At 68.1% G+C, this 15,918-nt stretch carries 10 protein-coding genes; 2 read left to right on the top strand and 8 right to left on the bottom strand.

Translation table 11 applies throughout. The features are described from left to right. The first annotated feature begins 437 nt into the window (after window positions 1-437). Window positions 438-1,520: a hypothetical protein gene (locus RKE25_RS08070; protein ID WP_311841725.1), complete on the top strand. Its 1,083-nt coding sequence runs from the start codon at window positions 438-440 to the stop codon at window positions 1,518-1,520. Here the strand turns inward: RKE25_RS08070 and RKE25_RS08065 are convergent. The 8 genes from RKE25_RS08065 to RKE25_RS08030 all read right to left on the bottom strand — a co-directional run bounded on the left by RKE25_RS08065 (window position 1,489) and on the right by RKE25_RS08030 (window position 14,836). Beyond that, window positions 1,489-3,759, bottom strand: a complete 2,271-nt coding sequence (locus tag RKE25_RS08065; protein ID WP_311841724.1) for an alpha-N-acetylglucosaminidase TIM-barrel domain-containing protein — start codon at window positions 3,757-3,759, stop codon at window positions 1,489-1,491. The genes RKE25_RS08070 and RKE25_RS08065 overlap by 32 nt on opposite strands. Window positions 3,760-3,792: 33 nt before the next feature. Further along, window positions 3,793-4,998 carry a metallophosphoesterase family protein gene (locus RKE25_RS08060; protein WP_311841723.1) on the bottom strand — a complete coding sequence of 402 codons (1,206 nt, stop codon included), beginning with the start codon at window positions 4,996-4,998 and terminating at the stop codon, window positions 3,793-3,795. Window positions 4,999-5,052: 54 nt separating this feature from the next. After that, window positions 5,053-8,058, bottom strand: a complete 3,006-nt coding sequence (locus RKE25_RS08055; RefSeq protein ID WP_311841722.1) for a TonB-dependent receptor — start codon at window positions 8,056-8,058, stop codon at window positions 5,053-5,055. Between the two features lie 98 nt (window positions 8,059-8,156). Next, a complete protein-coding gene (locus RKE25_RS08050; protein WP_311841721.1) occupies window positions 8,157-9,635 on the bottom strand; it encodes a glycosyl hydrolase family 79 C-terminal domain-containing protein in 1,479 nt (492 codons plus the stop codon). 60 nt (window positions 9,636-9,695) lie between these two features. Beyond that, window positions 9,696-11,708, bottom strand: coding sequence for an enterotoxin (locus RKE25_RS08045; protein WP_311841720.1), 2,013 nt, complete (start codon window positions 11,706-11,708; stop codon window positions 9,696-9,698). 109 nt (window positions 11,709-11,817) lie between these two features. Continuing rightward, on the bottom strand, window positions 11,818-12,750 hold the full coding sequence (locus tag RKE25_RS08040; protein WP_311841719.1) for a 1-phosphofructokinase family hexose kinase: 933 nt from the start codon (window positions 12,748-12,750) through the stop codon (window positions 11,818-11,820). Further along, the gene (locus RKE25_RS08035; protein WP_311841718.1) at window positions 12,747-13,685 is read right to left on the bottom strand and encodes a carbohydrate kinase family protein; all 939 of its coding nucleotides are present in this window, start codon (window positions 13,683-13,685) and stop codon (window positions 12,747-12,749) included. Before RKE25_RS08035 ends, RKE25_RS08040 begins: the two co-directional genes overlap by 4 nt. Further along, window positions 13,682-14,836, bottom strand: coding sequence for an SIS domain-containing protein (locus RKE25_RS08030; protein WP_311841717.1), 1,155 nt, complete (start codon window positions 14,834-14,836; stop codon window positions 13,682-13,684). The genes RKE25_RS08035 and RKE25_RS08030 overlap by 4 nt, the downstream gene beginning before the upstream one ends. A 105-nt stretch (window positions 14,837-14,941) precedes the next feature. Between RKE25_RS08030 and RKE25_RS08025 the strand changes: the two genes are divergently transcribed. Next, window positions 14,942-15,859, top strand: a complete 918-nt coding sequence (locus tag RKE25_RS08025) for a fructose-bisphosphate aldolase (RefSeq protein WP_311841716.1) — start codon at window positions 14,942-14,944, stop codon at window positions 15,857-15,859. Window positions 15,860-15,918: the final 59 nt, after the last annotated feature.

Here is a 15,918-nt window from a genome sequence, read left to right as displayed (position 1 = left end):
CCCAGATGCAGCAAACGTCGCGGCGCGTCACGCGCTCGTCGTCGCGCGCATCCGCCGCGTCCAACACCGGCGGCTCGCCTGGCGTCACCCCGCCGCCCCGGCCCACGCTGACGCCGCCCGTGTCCACGACGACCCAGCCGACATCCTTCGCGCTGCCCCCTCTTGCGCTGTTGCACACCCCGTTCCCGCCGAGCAGCGTATCCCCTGCGACCCTTGTCCCCCCGCAGCCCCTGCTGTCGCCGATGCCGCTCAACTCGCCCACGGTGCCTCCGCTCTCGCCCATGCCGCCACTTCAGGGCGGCGGAACGGGCGGAACCCACACGACGACGACCACCACAACGACATCCCCGAGCCTGCTGTCGCCCATGCTCTCGTCGCCTCCCCCGCCGCCCACACTGTCACCGATGCCCAAATACAGCGCCTCGTCGGACAAGACCTTGACCGCATCGCAGTCCAGCTCGGGCGGCTTTCGGCCTCTGGGCACGGACAAGGTGGTGCAAGCCAAGCCGATCGACGAGGGCGAATTCCGGTTTCCCTCCAACCCTACCCAATCCGGGCATAGCAGCGGCTACCACGAATCGTTCGGCACGACCGACACCATGCGGATGCTGTCGCGGCGCAAGGTCAAGAAAGGCGGCAAGGCGGAGCTGCCGTCCTGGAACACCAACACCGCACTGACCGGCTACTCCGGCGCCAGCATTCTGGAGACGAACGTCAAGCCGGTAGCGGAAGCCAGCGACGGCGCACGCACGGATACCGCGCAGACCATCCTCAGCGTGCCGGGCGGCAAGAGCGCCGGCCATACCGGATCGGGCGTGAAGACCACCGGACAGGCGCAAGCGCACGACTTCCTGCGCCACCAGGTGGTGCGCACGCTGCAGGAACCCGGCGTGACGCCGGGCGTCGCGGGCGTGCTCGCCGGCAGCATCACCCTCATGAGCATCGCGCCCGGCCAGATCGCGAACACGGCGCAGAACGCCGACAAGCTCAAGGACTCCGGCGTCAGCACGCAGTACGAGCAACGGAGGAACAACGGCAAGCGCAAGCTCGACGAGTACTTCGACGCACTATCGCCTAACGAACAGGCCACCGTATTGAAGCTCACCCAGCAAGGCATGAGCGACCTCAAAGACAAGAAGCGCAAGCTCATACCCGGTCGCCCTCACTCGCCACTGCGGGAAGAACAAAGCTCGCCTGGCGCGTCGATCAGCGGTGGTGGCTATCTGCCGCCCGTGTCGGTACCCACAACGCCTTCTTTAGCCTTCCCGACGTTGCCCGCCACCGCTTCGCCGGGTACGCAGCCGCTTCCTGTCTTTCACTCGCTACCGCCGCTGAGTTCGTCTTCGGTGCCCACGCCGCAGGTACCGACCCATGCTTTCCAGCCGATCGTCCCGGTCACGCCATCGAACCCGACGGTACCGTCCACGACGACAACCACCACCACGCCCCAGCCATCCAACCTGGCGCCACGCGATGTAGCCATGGATATCACCAGCTACTTCCGTTCCAAGCGGCAGTGACGCGCCCACCGACGTCGGCCTGCCGGCGATCCGGATCGCGCGCCGGACAAAGACGCGAAAGGCGCGCCACCTCTCCGGCGATCTGCCAGGTATCGCCGACGGCCTCGGTAGCGAAGCTATCCCTTGAGCGGGACCACTGCTGCTCGATCGCAAACCAATCGATCGGCGGCATGGCCTTGCCGGCCAAGCCGTCCTGCAGCGCTGCGAAGAACCGCCGCCAACGCTCGGCGTAAAGGCCACCGACCAGCCCCGCCAACTCACGATTGGCATAGTCGTGCAGCCCGCCCCGATCCGCGCCGGAACGATCGCCCCAGCTGGCCAGGAGCGAGCGCTGGTCGTATTCCAGCTGCGCCGCTTCCGCGTCGTCGCGCGCCGCGGCCTTGGCGCGCATCAGCCAGCGGCCGAGCAGGAAGTCCGGATCGGTTGCCAGCAGGCGGTCGAGCTGGGCCATGTCGTCCAGCCACTCGGTGGTCAACGCACGCAACGCCTGCGCATCCTTCGCGTCGTACGCAGCCTTGATGCGCGGCAGAAGCTGGCGCGCGCGGTTGCTGATCGCCTGGCGCGTCACGTCGACCAGATCGTGCCGATAGGCGGAGGTCGCGCGCAGCGCGGGAGCGACCTGCAAAAGCTCGCACACGGCGCCATCGAAGCGCGCCATGTCGTAGCGTGCCGACGTCGGCGACCAGGTCGCGGCGCTGCGCACATCGAGGCTGGGACGCGCGCCGAACAGACTGTCCTGCGGCTCCGACCACTCCCCCGAAGGCATTGCATACGCGGTCGCCGCGAGGATGCGCCATGCCGCGCGCGCATGCGCGTCGACGCCACCGTAGCGGCTGTCGGCGTAATGCGCGAACCAGCCAGGCGCATCGGTCGGCACCGGCGTCCACGCCAGCGCCGTGAACAGCGCATAAGCCGCCGGATCCGTGCCGCTGCCTTCCGGCATGTAGGCGATGCCGCGCAGCCGGCTGCCATCCTTGCCGCGCCACTGCGCGAAACGCGCCAGCCACACGCCGGCATTCGCGCCGAGCGTGGTGTGGCCACCGAAGTTGGGAATGGTGCCGAACGCGTACGGCGCGCCACTCCAGTCGCGCTCGCGGTCCATGCCGTCGTAACGATCGGACAGTCCGTCGACGATCAACAAACGTTCGTGCGGCACCGCATCCACGACCGCATGCGACGGGTTGCGCTGCCAACCGAGCAGCACCCAGCGAGCACTGGGATGGGCCCGGTCCAGCGCCGCGAAGACGCTCTTCGCGGCATCGCCCACCGGCACGTCACCCGCGCGGCCGCCTTCGTGCAACAGATCCATCTTGTAGAGCGCGGCGTCGCCGAACAGCTCGCGCTGGTGGCGATAGAACGCCGCGGCGACCCTGGCGAAATGGGGATCGCGCGGGTCCAGCCAGTCCGGCCGCTGGAACCCCACCCATTCGCCTTGCGGCACCAACGCGGCGCCCGGCTGCTTTGCGGCGAAACCGGGCGGCACCGTGCCGAAGTAGCCGGGAAAGACCGGCTGCATGCCAAGCTCGCGCAGGCGCGCCGCGATGCGGCGGCCAAGCTCGGCGCGCTGATCGAACAACTGCGCGGACACCGGCCCGCCGAACCCCGACATGTTCTGCAGCAGCCACCATGGCTGGTGTGCGGGCGCGGGAATCCATGCGCGCAAGGCGTCGTCGCTATAGCCGAACTCGCGGAAGGTGCGCCGATAAACCTCCTCGGCACCCACCGGCACGAACACCTCGTTGATGCCGCGCAGCGCCAGCAGATCGATCTTGCGCTGCCAGCCGGGCCAGTCGAGATAGGCGTCGGAGTAGCCATCGTCGACATCGTTCAGCGCGAAGCGGTCCGGCACGATCGCGCGGCTCCCGATCGGCGCCGCGGGTGCGGGAAGCGTAGCCGGCAGCCGAGCCAGGCTGTCGCCCGGCCAGCCGATGCTGACCTGCGGTACCTGTTCGAGATACGCCTCCACGCCGGCCAGCAGCACGGCGGGCGTGGTTCCCGCCACTTCGACGCGGCCGGCCTGGCCGCGGATGACGTAGCGATCTCCCTGCCTCGCATCCAGCGCCACCAGCACGATCTGGCGCTCATGCCTGGGCAGCCATCGCTGCAAGGCGGCGCGCGCGGGGGCGACGTCGAAGGCGTCGGCGGCAAAGGCACCGAAGGAAACGCATGCCAGCAGACCGCCGAGCAGCCATCGACGCAGTTGCCTACGAGGGTGGGTCTTCATGCCGGGGAAACGCATCGTCTGTCCTCCGCCGTCGCGATCTCCGCGAGGCTACTTGTTCTTGCGCCTCAGGGCGAAAGCATCGACCGTGCGGCCTTCCCGATCCAGTACGGTGACTTTCAATTCCCGCTCGTCCGCCTCCACCCGCGCGATCTGGTCCTGGCCCAGCGCCAGGATGGTGAAGTCGTTACCGCGCTCGCCCGGGTTCACCCGTTCCAGCCGGTGCAGATGGCCGGCGATGAACAGGTCCACCTTCGCTTCGTTCGCGCGCCGGGTCCACTCGCCGTTGGCGCCATCGAGCCATCCCCACCCCGGATCGTGGCCGAGGACCACGGTGAACGGCGCGGTACGCGTCCTGGACTCCTCGGCAAGCACCCGGGCGAGCCACGCATATTCCTCGGCGCGGTAAGACCGCAGATCGTTGAGGCCCGCGTAGACGTTGGTCGCATCGGGCTTGTCCTCGCCCGTATCGACCACCACGAGGTGCACCGGGCCAGCGTCGCGCGTGTAGTAGTAGCGGCCTTCCTGCGCGTGCAGATAGCCGCCCAGCGAGCGGGCGAACCCGCCGCGGTATTCGTGATTGCCACGCGCATAAAGCAGCGGCGTGCATCCCTGAAGACCGGTCGCGATGGGTTCGAGAAACTTGTCCTTCAGCTGATCCTCGCCGGTGGCGTAGTGCACGGCGTCGCCAGTATGTACGACGAAATCCACCGGCCGACGCAGCGCCAGCGCCGTCAAGGCGCGTACGCGTTCGACGTTCTCGTGCGTGTCGGTCATCGTCGCGAAGCGCACCGAGCTTTTCGCGGCATCGAACGTAGTGAAGGCATACGTCGGGCTCACGACCGTCCCGCCGCGGTCCGGCCAGTAGGGCTTCAGCGCCACTACCCGGCGCGAGGCGATGCGGTACTGATAGGTGCGGCCCGGCTGCAGGCCGCGCAGCACCACCCGATGCATCGTGCCCACCGGCCGCAGGCCATCGACCTGCGGCACGGCTTCATGATCCAGCGTCCCTTCGCCATAGCTGACTTTCGCGTCGCTCGGCGCGTCGGTCATCCATTCGATCGCCACCGAGTCTTCGGCCATGTCCAGCAGCAGCGGCCCCATGGTGATGGCGGGCATGGCGTCGTAAACCTTGTACGGCGCATTGGCGCCGTCGTCATCCACCGCCGGCGAAACGTTTTTCGCATCCGCGACGGCAACCGCGGCGAGCAGCACCATGCTCCGCACGAACGCGGCGCAAAGCTTGCGGTAATGCATCGGTCCCCTCCCCGCATGCCCGCCGCCGGCACCGTGCCGGCGGCGGGCGCTCCATCAATAGTCGTACGTCACCGAGAGACGCACGTACCGCGGCGCCTGCATCACACGGGGCGTGCCGTAGAGCGGGTTCAAGGTGCCGTCCGATTTGGCATACAGGTTCGGCGTGATGTTCACCACCGGCTGGCTGTTGAACACGTTGAACACGTCCAGGTGCAGGCCCAGGCGGCGCGCGGCGAAGTCCGGCGTGTACTTCACGCCCAGGTCCACCTGGCGCTGCCACGGGAGCCGGCCGATGCTGCCCGGCGTCACCGGCACCCCACGGCAGAAGTGGTAGGACGAGCCGTAGCCGGACGGATCCGGGTTGTCGCCGGGGAACAGGCCCAGGCACACGTTCGGCGCGCCCGAGATCAGCGAGAGGTTGCCGGACACCAGCCACTCCGGCGTGATCTGGTAATAGCCCCACAGCTTCAGCTGATGGCGGTGATCGTTGCCCTGGTCGCCGTTGCTGTACACCATGATCGGCGCGTTGTCCCAGTCCGCCGATTCGCTCGGGCCGTCGGACTGCACATTGGTCTGCGTCCAGCCTTCGGTGTTGCCGTAGCTGCGCGAGAACACGTAGTCCAGCTTGCCGTACCACTTGCCGTCGAACGGGTGCTCCAGGAACAGGTCCAGCTCGTAGTACTTGCGCTTCATCGGCGGGAAGCCGAGCTCCTCGCGGCTGAGCTTCACGTCATGATGCTGACCCGCATCGTCCACCACCACGAAGGTGTTGGCGCGCCCCGCATTGATCAGATAGCAGCTGTTGAGCGAGCTGACGTTGTAGCCCAGCGCCTGCGCCTTCTCGGTGATCAGGTCGACATCGCAGAAGTCGTCGATCGCGCTGCGCAGCACGCGCCGCGTGGCCTTGGCGCCATAGACCCAGTCCTGGCCCAGCGTCTTGGTGAAGCCCAGGATGTACTCGTCCTGATACATGGACTTGAGGTCCTTCGCTGTCACTGTCTTCGGGTCAGGCAGCACGCCGAAGTTGTTGTTGGCCGAGACCGGCGGCGACATCTGCGTGAGCCCGGTGGGCGTGCCATCCGGATTGATGCCGCTATAGGTGAAGTACTGCGTCGTGCTGGTCTGCGCGCCCGCCGCGCTCAGTGCCGGCTCCAGCGGCGAGGCCAGGTAGTAGCGGCCCACGTTGCCGAACACCTTGAAGCTGGCATCGCCATTGACGTCCCAGGCGAAGCCCAGGCGCGGCGCCCACTGCGCGGTCTGCTTGATGTACGGCTGCGCGTCGGCGTTGTAGTTGGTGAACTGATCGTTGCGGATGCCCAGCGACAGCAGCAGGCGATCGTTGAACTGCCAGTTGTCTTCGATGTATTGCGCATGCTGGATGGTCTTGACGTTCGCCAGCTGGCTGTTGACGTTCTTCATCACGTAGTAGCCGGTGGCGCCGTTGGCGTAGTCGGCGGTCGGCCCCACGCCCAGCCCCGGGTCCAGCGGCGCGGTCGGGTGATCCGAATGCCCGTAGGTCCAGCTGTAGCCGGGGCCGGAGGTCACCCTGCCCTGGTTCAGCGCTTCGGCGGTGAGGTTGTCGATGCCCGCGGTCAGCGTGTGATCGCCCAGCTTGTATTCCAGGCTCAGGCGCAGGTTGGTCACCGTATTGCCGCGGTCGGGGTCGTACAGCGACACAGTCGTCTGGTTGTTGAAGCGCGGCTGGCCGCCCACGATGGCCGGATTCTGCGAAGTGATGCCGGACACATAGGTAAGATTCGGGTCGTAGCCCACCGGCTGCTGGAACGCCCGCGTCTTCATCTTGCCGTACTGCGCGGTCAGCGTGAGGCTGTCGGTGAGGTAGCCGGTGTACTTGCCGGTCCACAGGTCGCCGCCGCTCTTGGTGCTGTTGGCGTGGCCGACGAAGCGGCCCGGCACCATCTGCTGGAAATCGTAGCGATACAGGTCGCCCTGGTAGGAGCGCTTATTGGAGGCGCCAGTCAGCTCGACGATATTGCTGTCGTTGATGTTCCAATCGATCTTGGCGTACCACTTGGGCATCTTGTACGTGTAGGTCTGGTACGGCGAGCTGCTGGTCACCGTGCCCACCGAGCTGCCCTGCTGCTTGGACATCTCCGCCGAGGCGAACACGAACAGCTTGTCCTTGATCAGCGGGCCGCCCACATAGGCGTCGTACGTCGTCACCCAGTATTCGTTCTTCTCGCGCGGCGAATACAGCGTGCCGGTCGGCAGCGGCGGATTGGGTTGGCCGTTCTCGTAGTAGAAGTTCTTCGCCGAGGAACGCAGCGAGGCCGGCTCCCAGCTCGCGCGCCCGCCGAAGTGCCATTCGTTGGTGCCGCGCTTGCCGACCATGTTGAGCACGCCGCCGTCCGAACGGCCGTACTGCGCGCTGTAGCCGCCGGTGAAGGCTTCTTCCTGGTCGATCGAACCATAGGGCAGCGTCAGGCCGCCTTCCGACTTCAACGGATCGGTCGTATTGAAGCCGTTGATGTAGTACGCGTTCTCGTTGGCACCGGAACCGCCGAAGCTCACCAGCGAACCGCCGGTGGCGCTGGTGAAGCCGCCGCCGTTGTTCACCGCGCCCGGGGCGAGTCGCGCCACCGCCTCGGCCGAATAGCCCAGTGGCAGCTTGGCCAGCTGCTCGGAGGTGATCACCGTGCGCGAGTCGACGCTGGTGACGTCGATCGCCGGCAACGCATTGGCCGACACGCTGATGCCTTCCAGGTTCTTCGCCGAAGCGTCGGCGAACGAAACCTCCGTCGACGCGCCCACGCGCAATGCCACGTTGTCGCGCGTCTGCACCGCCTGGCCTCCGCGCTTGAGCGTCACCGTGTAGTTGCCCAGCGGCAGCTGGTTCGCGGCATAGCGGCCGCGCTCGTCCACCGCCACGTCGCGCTGCAGCCCATTGGCGCTCTGCACCGTCACCGTGTCGCCCATGCCCGCCGGCACCTGGCCGACGATGCTGCCGGTGGTCGACTGCGCGTACGCGGCGCCTCCGGACAATCCCAGCGCGATCAGCAGGCTCAACCTGCTTCGGCGCAACCACTCATGCTTGTTCATCTAGGCACTCCCCAATCGTGTTTTGGCCATGAAACTCACCACCCTCCTTCCCCGCCGCCGGCGCGCAGCCGGTGGCCATCGGCGTCCATGCCGTCCTTTCAAACTGCTCGGTCGAAACTCAGATAAGCGGCGCTACCGCGCGGCACGGCGACGCGTGCCTCGCCCGCGGCATCGGGGCGCACGCTGTCCGCGACTTCGGCGAAGCGCACGCCGGTGCGGCTGTCCAGCGCGGGCGCGCTCAATCGCATGACCTTGGCCTTGCCCAGGCCGGCGAGTCCGCGCAGGGTGACCTCCGCGTCGCGCAAGATGTCCTTGTTGATCAGCGCCAACTGCACCGTGTCGCCGTGGCGCGCGGCGTAGGCGCCCAGGTTGGCGCCGCCGCCATCGAGGCGGCCCGGCAGCATGCGTGCGCCGGCGAAGCGCTGCGCCAGTTCGATGCCGTGGAACAGCGGCCGTGGCTGGAAACCGAGCGCCACGTTGCCGGCGATGGCGGAGTAGCGCGAGCTGACGGCGTCGCGGCGGGAGACCATGTCCGTGGCGCTGTCGGCCACCGCGGCCTCGCGCCCCAGCGACGCTTCGACCGACGCCAGCGTGCCGCCATGGAAATGGATGCCGGCCACGCCCAGCTGCGCGAGCGCCAGCATGAAATCCGCGCCCCACAGTGCCGCAGCGAACACGTTGCTGACGCCATCGCGGCCGCCGAAGTAATAGGAGTTCGCTTCCGTCAGCCGCAACGGCCGATGGGCCGCGTCAGCCACGCCCATCAGTCGTTCGGTGTCTTCGATGCAGCCCGGATCGCCGCCGAGCAGGTCGCCGATCGAGCCGCGCGGTGCGGCATCGCGGTAGTAATGCCGGCTGAGGAAGACGCTGTCCTCGCCGTGTCTGCGTGCGTACTCCGCGACCCAGTCGGAGTTGGCGCCGGTATCCGGCCCGCCGATCGGCAAACCCGCGGCGCGCAGCGCGTCGGCATAGGGCGTCCACATGGCGTCGAAGGCCACGTAGTCCTTCGCGTAGTTGTTCGCCTCGTTGCCGATCTGGATCGCGAGCAAGTCGTCGCCGACCGCTTCGCGCACGGCCTTCGCGAGTTCCACCGCCATCGCCGGCACACCGATCTTCAGATTGACCCCGAAGATCAGTTGCCAACCCGTCGCTTGCAGGAATCCGGCCAGCTCGCGCAAAGCCTCCGGTCGCAGCACCACCGGCTGCTGCGGCCCGCCCTTGCGCGGCTTCTGCTCGGGCAGCGCGCCGCGATACTCGCTCCACACCGTGAAGTCGCTGGTGTTCCCGCCGATGCGAAGGACGCCGTGCGGGTTCATCCGCCGCAACAGCTCCACCAGCGAACGATTGCCGGCCGAGAAGAACGCCGGATCGGCGAGCTGCCCGGTCTCGTAGCTGAGGCTCGCCAGCGATGCGCTGACGAGCCGGCCTTCGCTCTCCGCCTTGATGGCGAAGCTCGCGGCCGCAGCCTTGGACGACGGTTGCGCCGCCGCGCGCGCCAGTCCGCCCAGCGAACCGGCCAGCGGCAGCAGGGCCGCCGCTTTCAACAGACCGCGCCTCGTGCGCTCGAACGTGGTCATGCTTCCCTCCCCGGGATTGGCATGCCGGCCGCGCGCCTCCCGCGGCGGCCGGCGGATCGCTCAATGCGTGGGCGTGAGCTCCAGCGTCAGTACCTCGAAGGGCGCGAGCTGCACCGTCGTCGCGCGGTCGGCCTCCAGCGAGGCTGGCACCTTGTCGCCGCCGGTCTTCCAGACGTCGCGCACCTGGAAGCGGCGCGCGGCATCGGCCGGCAGTTCGAGCTGGCGGGCCAGATCGAGCACCGCGGATTGCGGTTTCGCGTCGGGGTTGCGCAGGGTGACGATGGATTTCTTCGGCGACCAGGCCGCCCAGCCGTAGACGTCCAGCCGCCCGGGATCGCCGCCAACCCAATGCGAATCGCGCAGCACCTCCGCGTTGTCGCGCGCCCAGCGCGCCGCCTCGGCGAGCAGATCCCAATCGGCCTCGGTCAGCAGCGCCGGCGTGACGTACAGCTCCTGCAGCTGCGTACCGGTGGCGAAGTACGAGCGCACTTCGTTGGCGAAGTCGTGGCCTGGATCGGCATTGAGGTTGCGGTTTTCCTTCGCGTAGATGATGCCGTGGAGCATCAGCGAGTTGAGCGGGAACAGCGGCCCCTTCACCACGATGTTGCGGTAGGTCTCGCGGTCGCGATAGGTGATCCAGCGCTCGCGCTTGCTGCCCACGCCGGTGAGGTCGTCGTCTTCGCCGTCGCGCCAGATCGAGTCGGCGTAGCGCAGCCAGAACGGCGAGGCCGTAGTGCCGGTGGTGAGGTTGATGAAGGTCGAGGGCTTGGCCGCGCGGATGTCTTCGATCAGCTGGATCGCCGCGCCGAAATCGCTGTCGAACACGCTGCCGGGGAACACCTTGTCGGCATTGCCGGTGCCGTCGAACTTGAACTGGTTGACGCCGTCCTTGGTCACCAGCTCCATCACGGCGTCATGGAAGCGCTGGTAGTACTTCGGTCCGGAGAGCGCCAGCCCGCCGTCGATGATCTCGTAGCCGGCCTGCGCACCGCGCTCGGCGCGTTCCTTCTTCGGCGGACCGTAGCCGCCCCAGGGCGACAGCCACATGCCGGGCGCGGCGCCGTACTTCGCTGCCGCGTCGCGCAACGGCTGGAAGCCGCGCGGGAAGTCCTTGCTGAAATGCCAGCTGCCGCTGCGGTCGTCCCAGCCGTCGTCGAACAGGAACGAGTCGAGCTTCACGTGGCGCTTCACGCTCAGCGCTTCGCCGAAAGCATGGATGCGATCCAGCGCCTGCGTCTCGGTGTACGGCGTGAAGTAGCCGATGTCGTACCAGGAGTTGTAATGCAGGAACGGCGCGTAAGGTCGTGCGCGTTCGCGTTCGAGGTAGCTGGCGAAGTCGCGGCGCAGCTGGTCGCCATGCGTGGTGCCCGCGACGGCCGAGTACGTCACCGACTGTCCCTTGCGCAACGGGAGGTCGCGATCGATCCACAGGCTCACCTTGCTACCGTGCACCTGGCTGCTGGAAAGCGGATGCTCGAAGCCCAGGTAGTCGGGTCCGGCCACCACCGGCGACCCGCTGACCGTACCCACGACCTCGGCATCGGCGACTTTCGACTGCAGCAGGTCGACGCGCTTGATCGCCTCGTCCTGCTTGAGCGCGGTGACGGTGACGATCTCGCGCAGATAATCCGAACCTTCGCGCTGCACCAGCTGCCAGTCGACGCGGAAACGGCCGCCGGCATCGGTGAAGCTCGCCTGCAGCGCCTGCCCTTTCAGCCGCTCGGCAAAGCGCGAGGCCTTCGGGTTGGCTTTCAGCGCCAGCGTCTTGGGCGCCGCCGTGGCGCGCAGGTCGGACGTGGCCAGTTTGCTGCCATCGGCGAGCGTGAGCACAAAGGGCGCAGTGACGTCGAGCTGACGCTGGTTGATCTTGTCGTCGATCACGACATGGTCCAGCCGGCCGTCCGCGAACGCCCAACGGGCGGCGATGGCGCCGTTGCCGAACGAGGCGTCGTCGGCCGCCTGCGACGAGCCGGCGCCGAGGACAGCGATCAGCGCCGCGGCGAGCCGGCGGCGCAGTCCGCGCGAGGGGCGCCGGACCGCGCGGGGAAGATCGGATACGGAAATCGGTGACATGCCGCGGTTTTCTCCCGTTCTCTTGAAAACACCACGGACGCGTTCCTCCCCGTGGCCTCGAAGTACTTCATCGCCGGCGCGCCGCTCCCACGACGCACCGACGTTTTTTTCAACGGTCGAAGCGGACCAGCTTCACCTGCGGCAGCAAAGCTTCCACCTGCGCGCGCTCCACATAGCCGGTCTCCTCGTGCAAGGCATTGGCCGCGCCGCAGGCGACGCCGAGCCGCAGCGCGCGGCCCAGCTCGCCGCTGCGCGTCAGTTCCACCGCAAGGCCGGCCAGAAAGCAGTCACCCGAACCCACAGCGTTCGCGCTGTGCGCGATCGCCAGCGAGGCATGCCAGCAATCGCTGCCGTCGAAACCCAGCGCGCCCAGCGTGCCGAGGGTGACGACCGGGAACGCCGTGCCGCGCGCGTGCAGCGCACGCGCCACGATGGCGGCGTCCTCCAGCGTGTCGACCGGCCGGCCGGCCAGCTGGCCGGCTTCGTCGCGATTGGGCTTGAGCAGGAAGGCGCCGGCATCGGCGGCCAGCCGCAGCGCGTCGCCGCTGGCATCCACCAGGCATGGCAGACCGCGCGGCGCGACCTGGCGCCCCAGCGCGGCGTAAGTGTCGGCCTCGAAACCGCGCGGCAGGCTGCCGGACAGCACCATGGCTGCGGTGTCCTCGACGCAGCGCCACAAGGTATCCAGCAGGCGCTCGCAAGTACGCGGCCGCAACAGCGGACCGGGATCGAGCACCTCGGTCATGCGCCCGCCGCGCTCGCGCAACGCCAGGCAGTGGCGCAGTTCCTCGGCGATTTCCACGCCATGGAACAGCACGCCGCGCTCGCTCATGCGGCGGGCGATCAGGTTGCGGTGGAACGCGTCGGTCAGGCCGACCAGCTGCACCGGCTCGCCCAGCGCGGCAATGGTCTGCGCCACGTGCACGCCCTTGCCGCCGGGGTAGGCCTGCACGGCGCTCGCGCGCTGCACGACGCCGGGCTCCAGCGCGTCCAGCGTGTACAGCCGGTCGATCGCGGTATTGAAACCGGCGACCGTGATCATGGCGCCCCCGCCAGCAGGGCCATGGCTTCGTCCGCCGTGGCCTGGCGCGTGGTGCCGCCGATGCCGCGCGTCGACAGGCTGCCGCAGGCACTGCCCCAGCGCATGCACTCGCGCAGCGGCAGCTTGCGCAGCCAGGCGTGCAGGAAACCGGCGTCGAAGGAATCGCCCGCGCCTGTGCTGTCCACCGCATCGACCGTGAACGCCGGTACTTCCAGCAGCTCGCCTTCATGCAGGCTGGCGCAGCCTTGGCGGCCGCGCTTCACCACGATGCGCGTACGCCCGTTGTCCAGCGCGGCCAGTCCGGCGCGTACCTCGTCGGTACCGGCCAGGGCGCGCAGTTCTTCCTGATTGGGCAAGAACAGGTCCACCTCGGCCAGCACTTCGCGCAGGTCCTCGCCCCAACGCTGCTCGGGGTCGAAGCCCGGATCGAGCGAGGTGCTGAGGCCCGCGGCGCGGGCGCGCGCGAACAGAGCGCGGCAGCCGGGGCGCAAGGCCTTCTGCAGATAGAACGAAGAAACGTGCAGATGCCCCACGCTCGCGAGCAGCGCATCGCTCACTTCATCCGCGCGTAGTGCCACGATCGCGCCGGGAAAGGTCACCAGTGCGCGGTCGCGCGGCGTGGACAGCGACACGGTGACGCCCGTGCGCAGCGCCGGATCGGCGCCGAGCGATGCGACATCGATACCCGCGTCGCGCAGGGCGGCGAAGCAATAGTCGCCCCACGCATCCGCACCGAGCTTGCCGTGGAAAGCCACCGCATTGCCCAGCCGCGCCAAGCCCATCGCGCAGATCATCGAGGAGCTGCCCGGCGTCATCAGGAAATCGTCGGCCAGCACTTCGTGGCCCGGTGCGGGGTCGGCGTGCAGGCCCTTGAGCACGAGATCGACGTTGATCTCGCCCACCACCAGCACGCGCGTGGCCGCGGGCGTCGTCACGCGTTGGCCCCATGCAGGGTGAATGCCTGCACCACGCGGGTGAGCACGCCCTGCGACGGCGCGTCCGGCCGATCACCCAGGTGCAGGCAGCGGAAGAACGCCAGCAGCTGTCCCACGACGACGCCGGCCAGCCATGAAGGCAGCTCGCCGTGATGGCCCAGGCCCGCCAGTTCGATCGCCACGTCGCCGGGGCGCAACACGTCGGCGGGAATGCCCTCGCCCACCACCAGCTTGGCCAAACCCAGCTGCTTGCGGTCCAGCTCGCGCAGCAGGTCCAGCTCGTAGCCGCGCACCGCCGGGTCGGCGGACAGCAGGCCGACGATCAAGGTCGTGGGCCGGATGCTCGACATCGGTCCATGGCGCAGGCCGAGGAAAGTCTCGGCCATAGTGACGACCTTGCCGGCGGTCATCTCGACCATCTTCAGCGCGGCCTCGTGCGCGGCGCCGATGCCGCCGCCGCTGCCGAGGTAGACCGCCGCCTCGACCTGGCGCGAGGCCAGCTCGGCCAGCGCGTCGGCCTGCGCGTCGAACAGGTGGTCGACCACCGCAGCGAGCGCGGCAATGGCGTTCTCCGTGAGCACGCTCGCGGTATCCAGCAGCAGGCCCGAGCCGGCGAGCAGCAGGTTGGTGAAGCTGCTGGTCATCACCAGGCTGCGGTCGTTGGTGCGTTCGTCCAGCACCAGCACGGTGACGCGCGGGTCGTGGTTGTAGCGCGTGGCGAGCTTGCCGTTGGCGTTGCAGGTGATCACCAGGTGGCGCCAGGCCGGCGCATCGGCGAGCACGCGATCCACCACGCCGCAGCTCTCTGGGCTGTCGCCCGAGCGGGCCAGCGAAATCAGCAGGCCTTCGCCCGGCGGAAGCATGCCGCGCCAGTGCGTCAGCAGCGTGCCGGCGGCGATCGCCTGCGCGGGAATGCCCAAGCCCTCCTGCAGCGTGGGCGCAAGGCATTCGCCGATGTACATCGAGCTGCCCGAACCGGTCAGCACGATATGCGCCGGCCGCGGCGACAGCGCACGCGCCAGCCGTTCGCGCGCGGAAGGCTCGCGCAGCAAGGCCGCGGTGCCGCGCCAGGTGGCCGGCTGCTGCAGCACTTCGCGGAGGGTGTCGGCGTAACCGGCCGCGTGCTGCTCCGCCGCCGGCGCGGCGCGCAAGGCGGCGAGTCGATCACTTTCTTTCGTTTTCTTATCAACTATTGACATTTCGGCCGTTTCGCTCGAATGTGAAACCGTTCGATCACGAAACGCAGGGTATTCGAAATGATTCAGAGCACACAAGCCCTTTCGAAAACTTCCGAAGGGTTTTCGAAACTGGCGCTTTCGCACGGCAAGCGCACCCGCCTCTGGCGCCTGCTGTACGGGCACGGCCCGCGTAACGGCAGCCTGCTGGTACTGCCGCTGGACCAGGGCCTGGAACATGGCCCGACCGACTTCTTCCCCAACCCGCCCGCGATCGATCCGGATTACCAGTTCCGCCTCGCCGTGGAAGGCAACTTCTCCGCCATCGCGCTCGGCGTGGGCCTGGCCGAGAAGTACATGGGCGAGTACTGCGGGCGCATTCCGCTGATCCTCAAGCTCAACGGCAAGACCAACATCCCCAGCGACGCGGAAGCCACTTCGCCGCTGTTCGCTTCCGTCGAAGACGCCGTGCGCCTGGGTGCCGATGCGGTGGGCTACACCATGTATGTCGGTTCGCCGCGCCAGGCAGAAGAAATCCGCCAGTTCGAGAAGGTGCGCCAGGACTGCGAGCGCTTCGGCATGCCGCTGGTGATGTGGTCCTACCCGCGCGGCGAGGCGATCGAAGCCAAGGGTGGCAAGAACAGCCTGTTCGCGCAGGACTATGCCGCGCGCGTCGCGCTGGAGATGGGCGCCGACATCGTCAAGCTGCACGAACCCAACGACAGCCGCGCCAACGCGCCGGCGCCGTACGACCAGCTGCAGGAAGACGCCGCCACGCGTTCGCAACGCGTGGTGCGCTCGGCCGGCCGCACCATGGTGCTGTTCTCCGGCGGCGAAAAGAACGACGACGACGCGGCGGTGCTGCGCAAGGTCGAGTTCTACATGGCCTCCGGCGCGCAGGGCGTGATGTTCGGCCGCAACATGTGGCTGCGCCCGCTGGACCAGGCCGTGGCGCTGGTCAACGAAGTGCACAAGATCATGGCGAAGTACCCGAGGTAAGCGCACACCTGCTCCCTCTCCCCTCCGGGGAGAGGGTTGGGGTGAGGGGGACCTACGGA

It is taken from the genome of Dyella sp. BiH032, assembly GCF_031954525.1.
Lineage (GTDB): Bacteria > Pseudomonadota > Gammaproteobacteria > Xanthomonadales > Rhodanobacteraceae > Dyella_D.
Note: the sequence above shows the minus strand (reverse complement) of the source record. Positions and strands in the feature narration are given on the sequence as shown.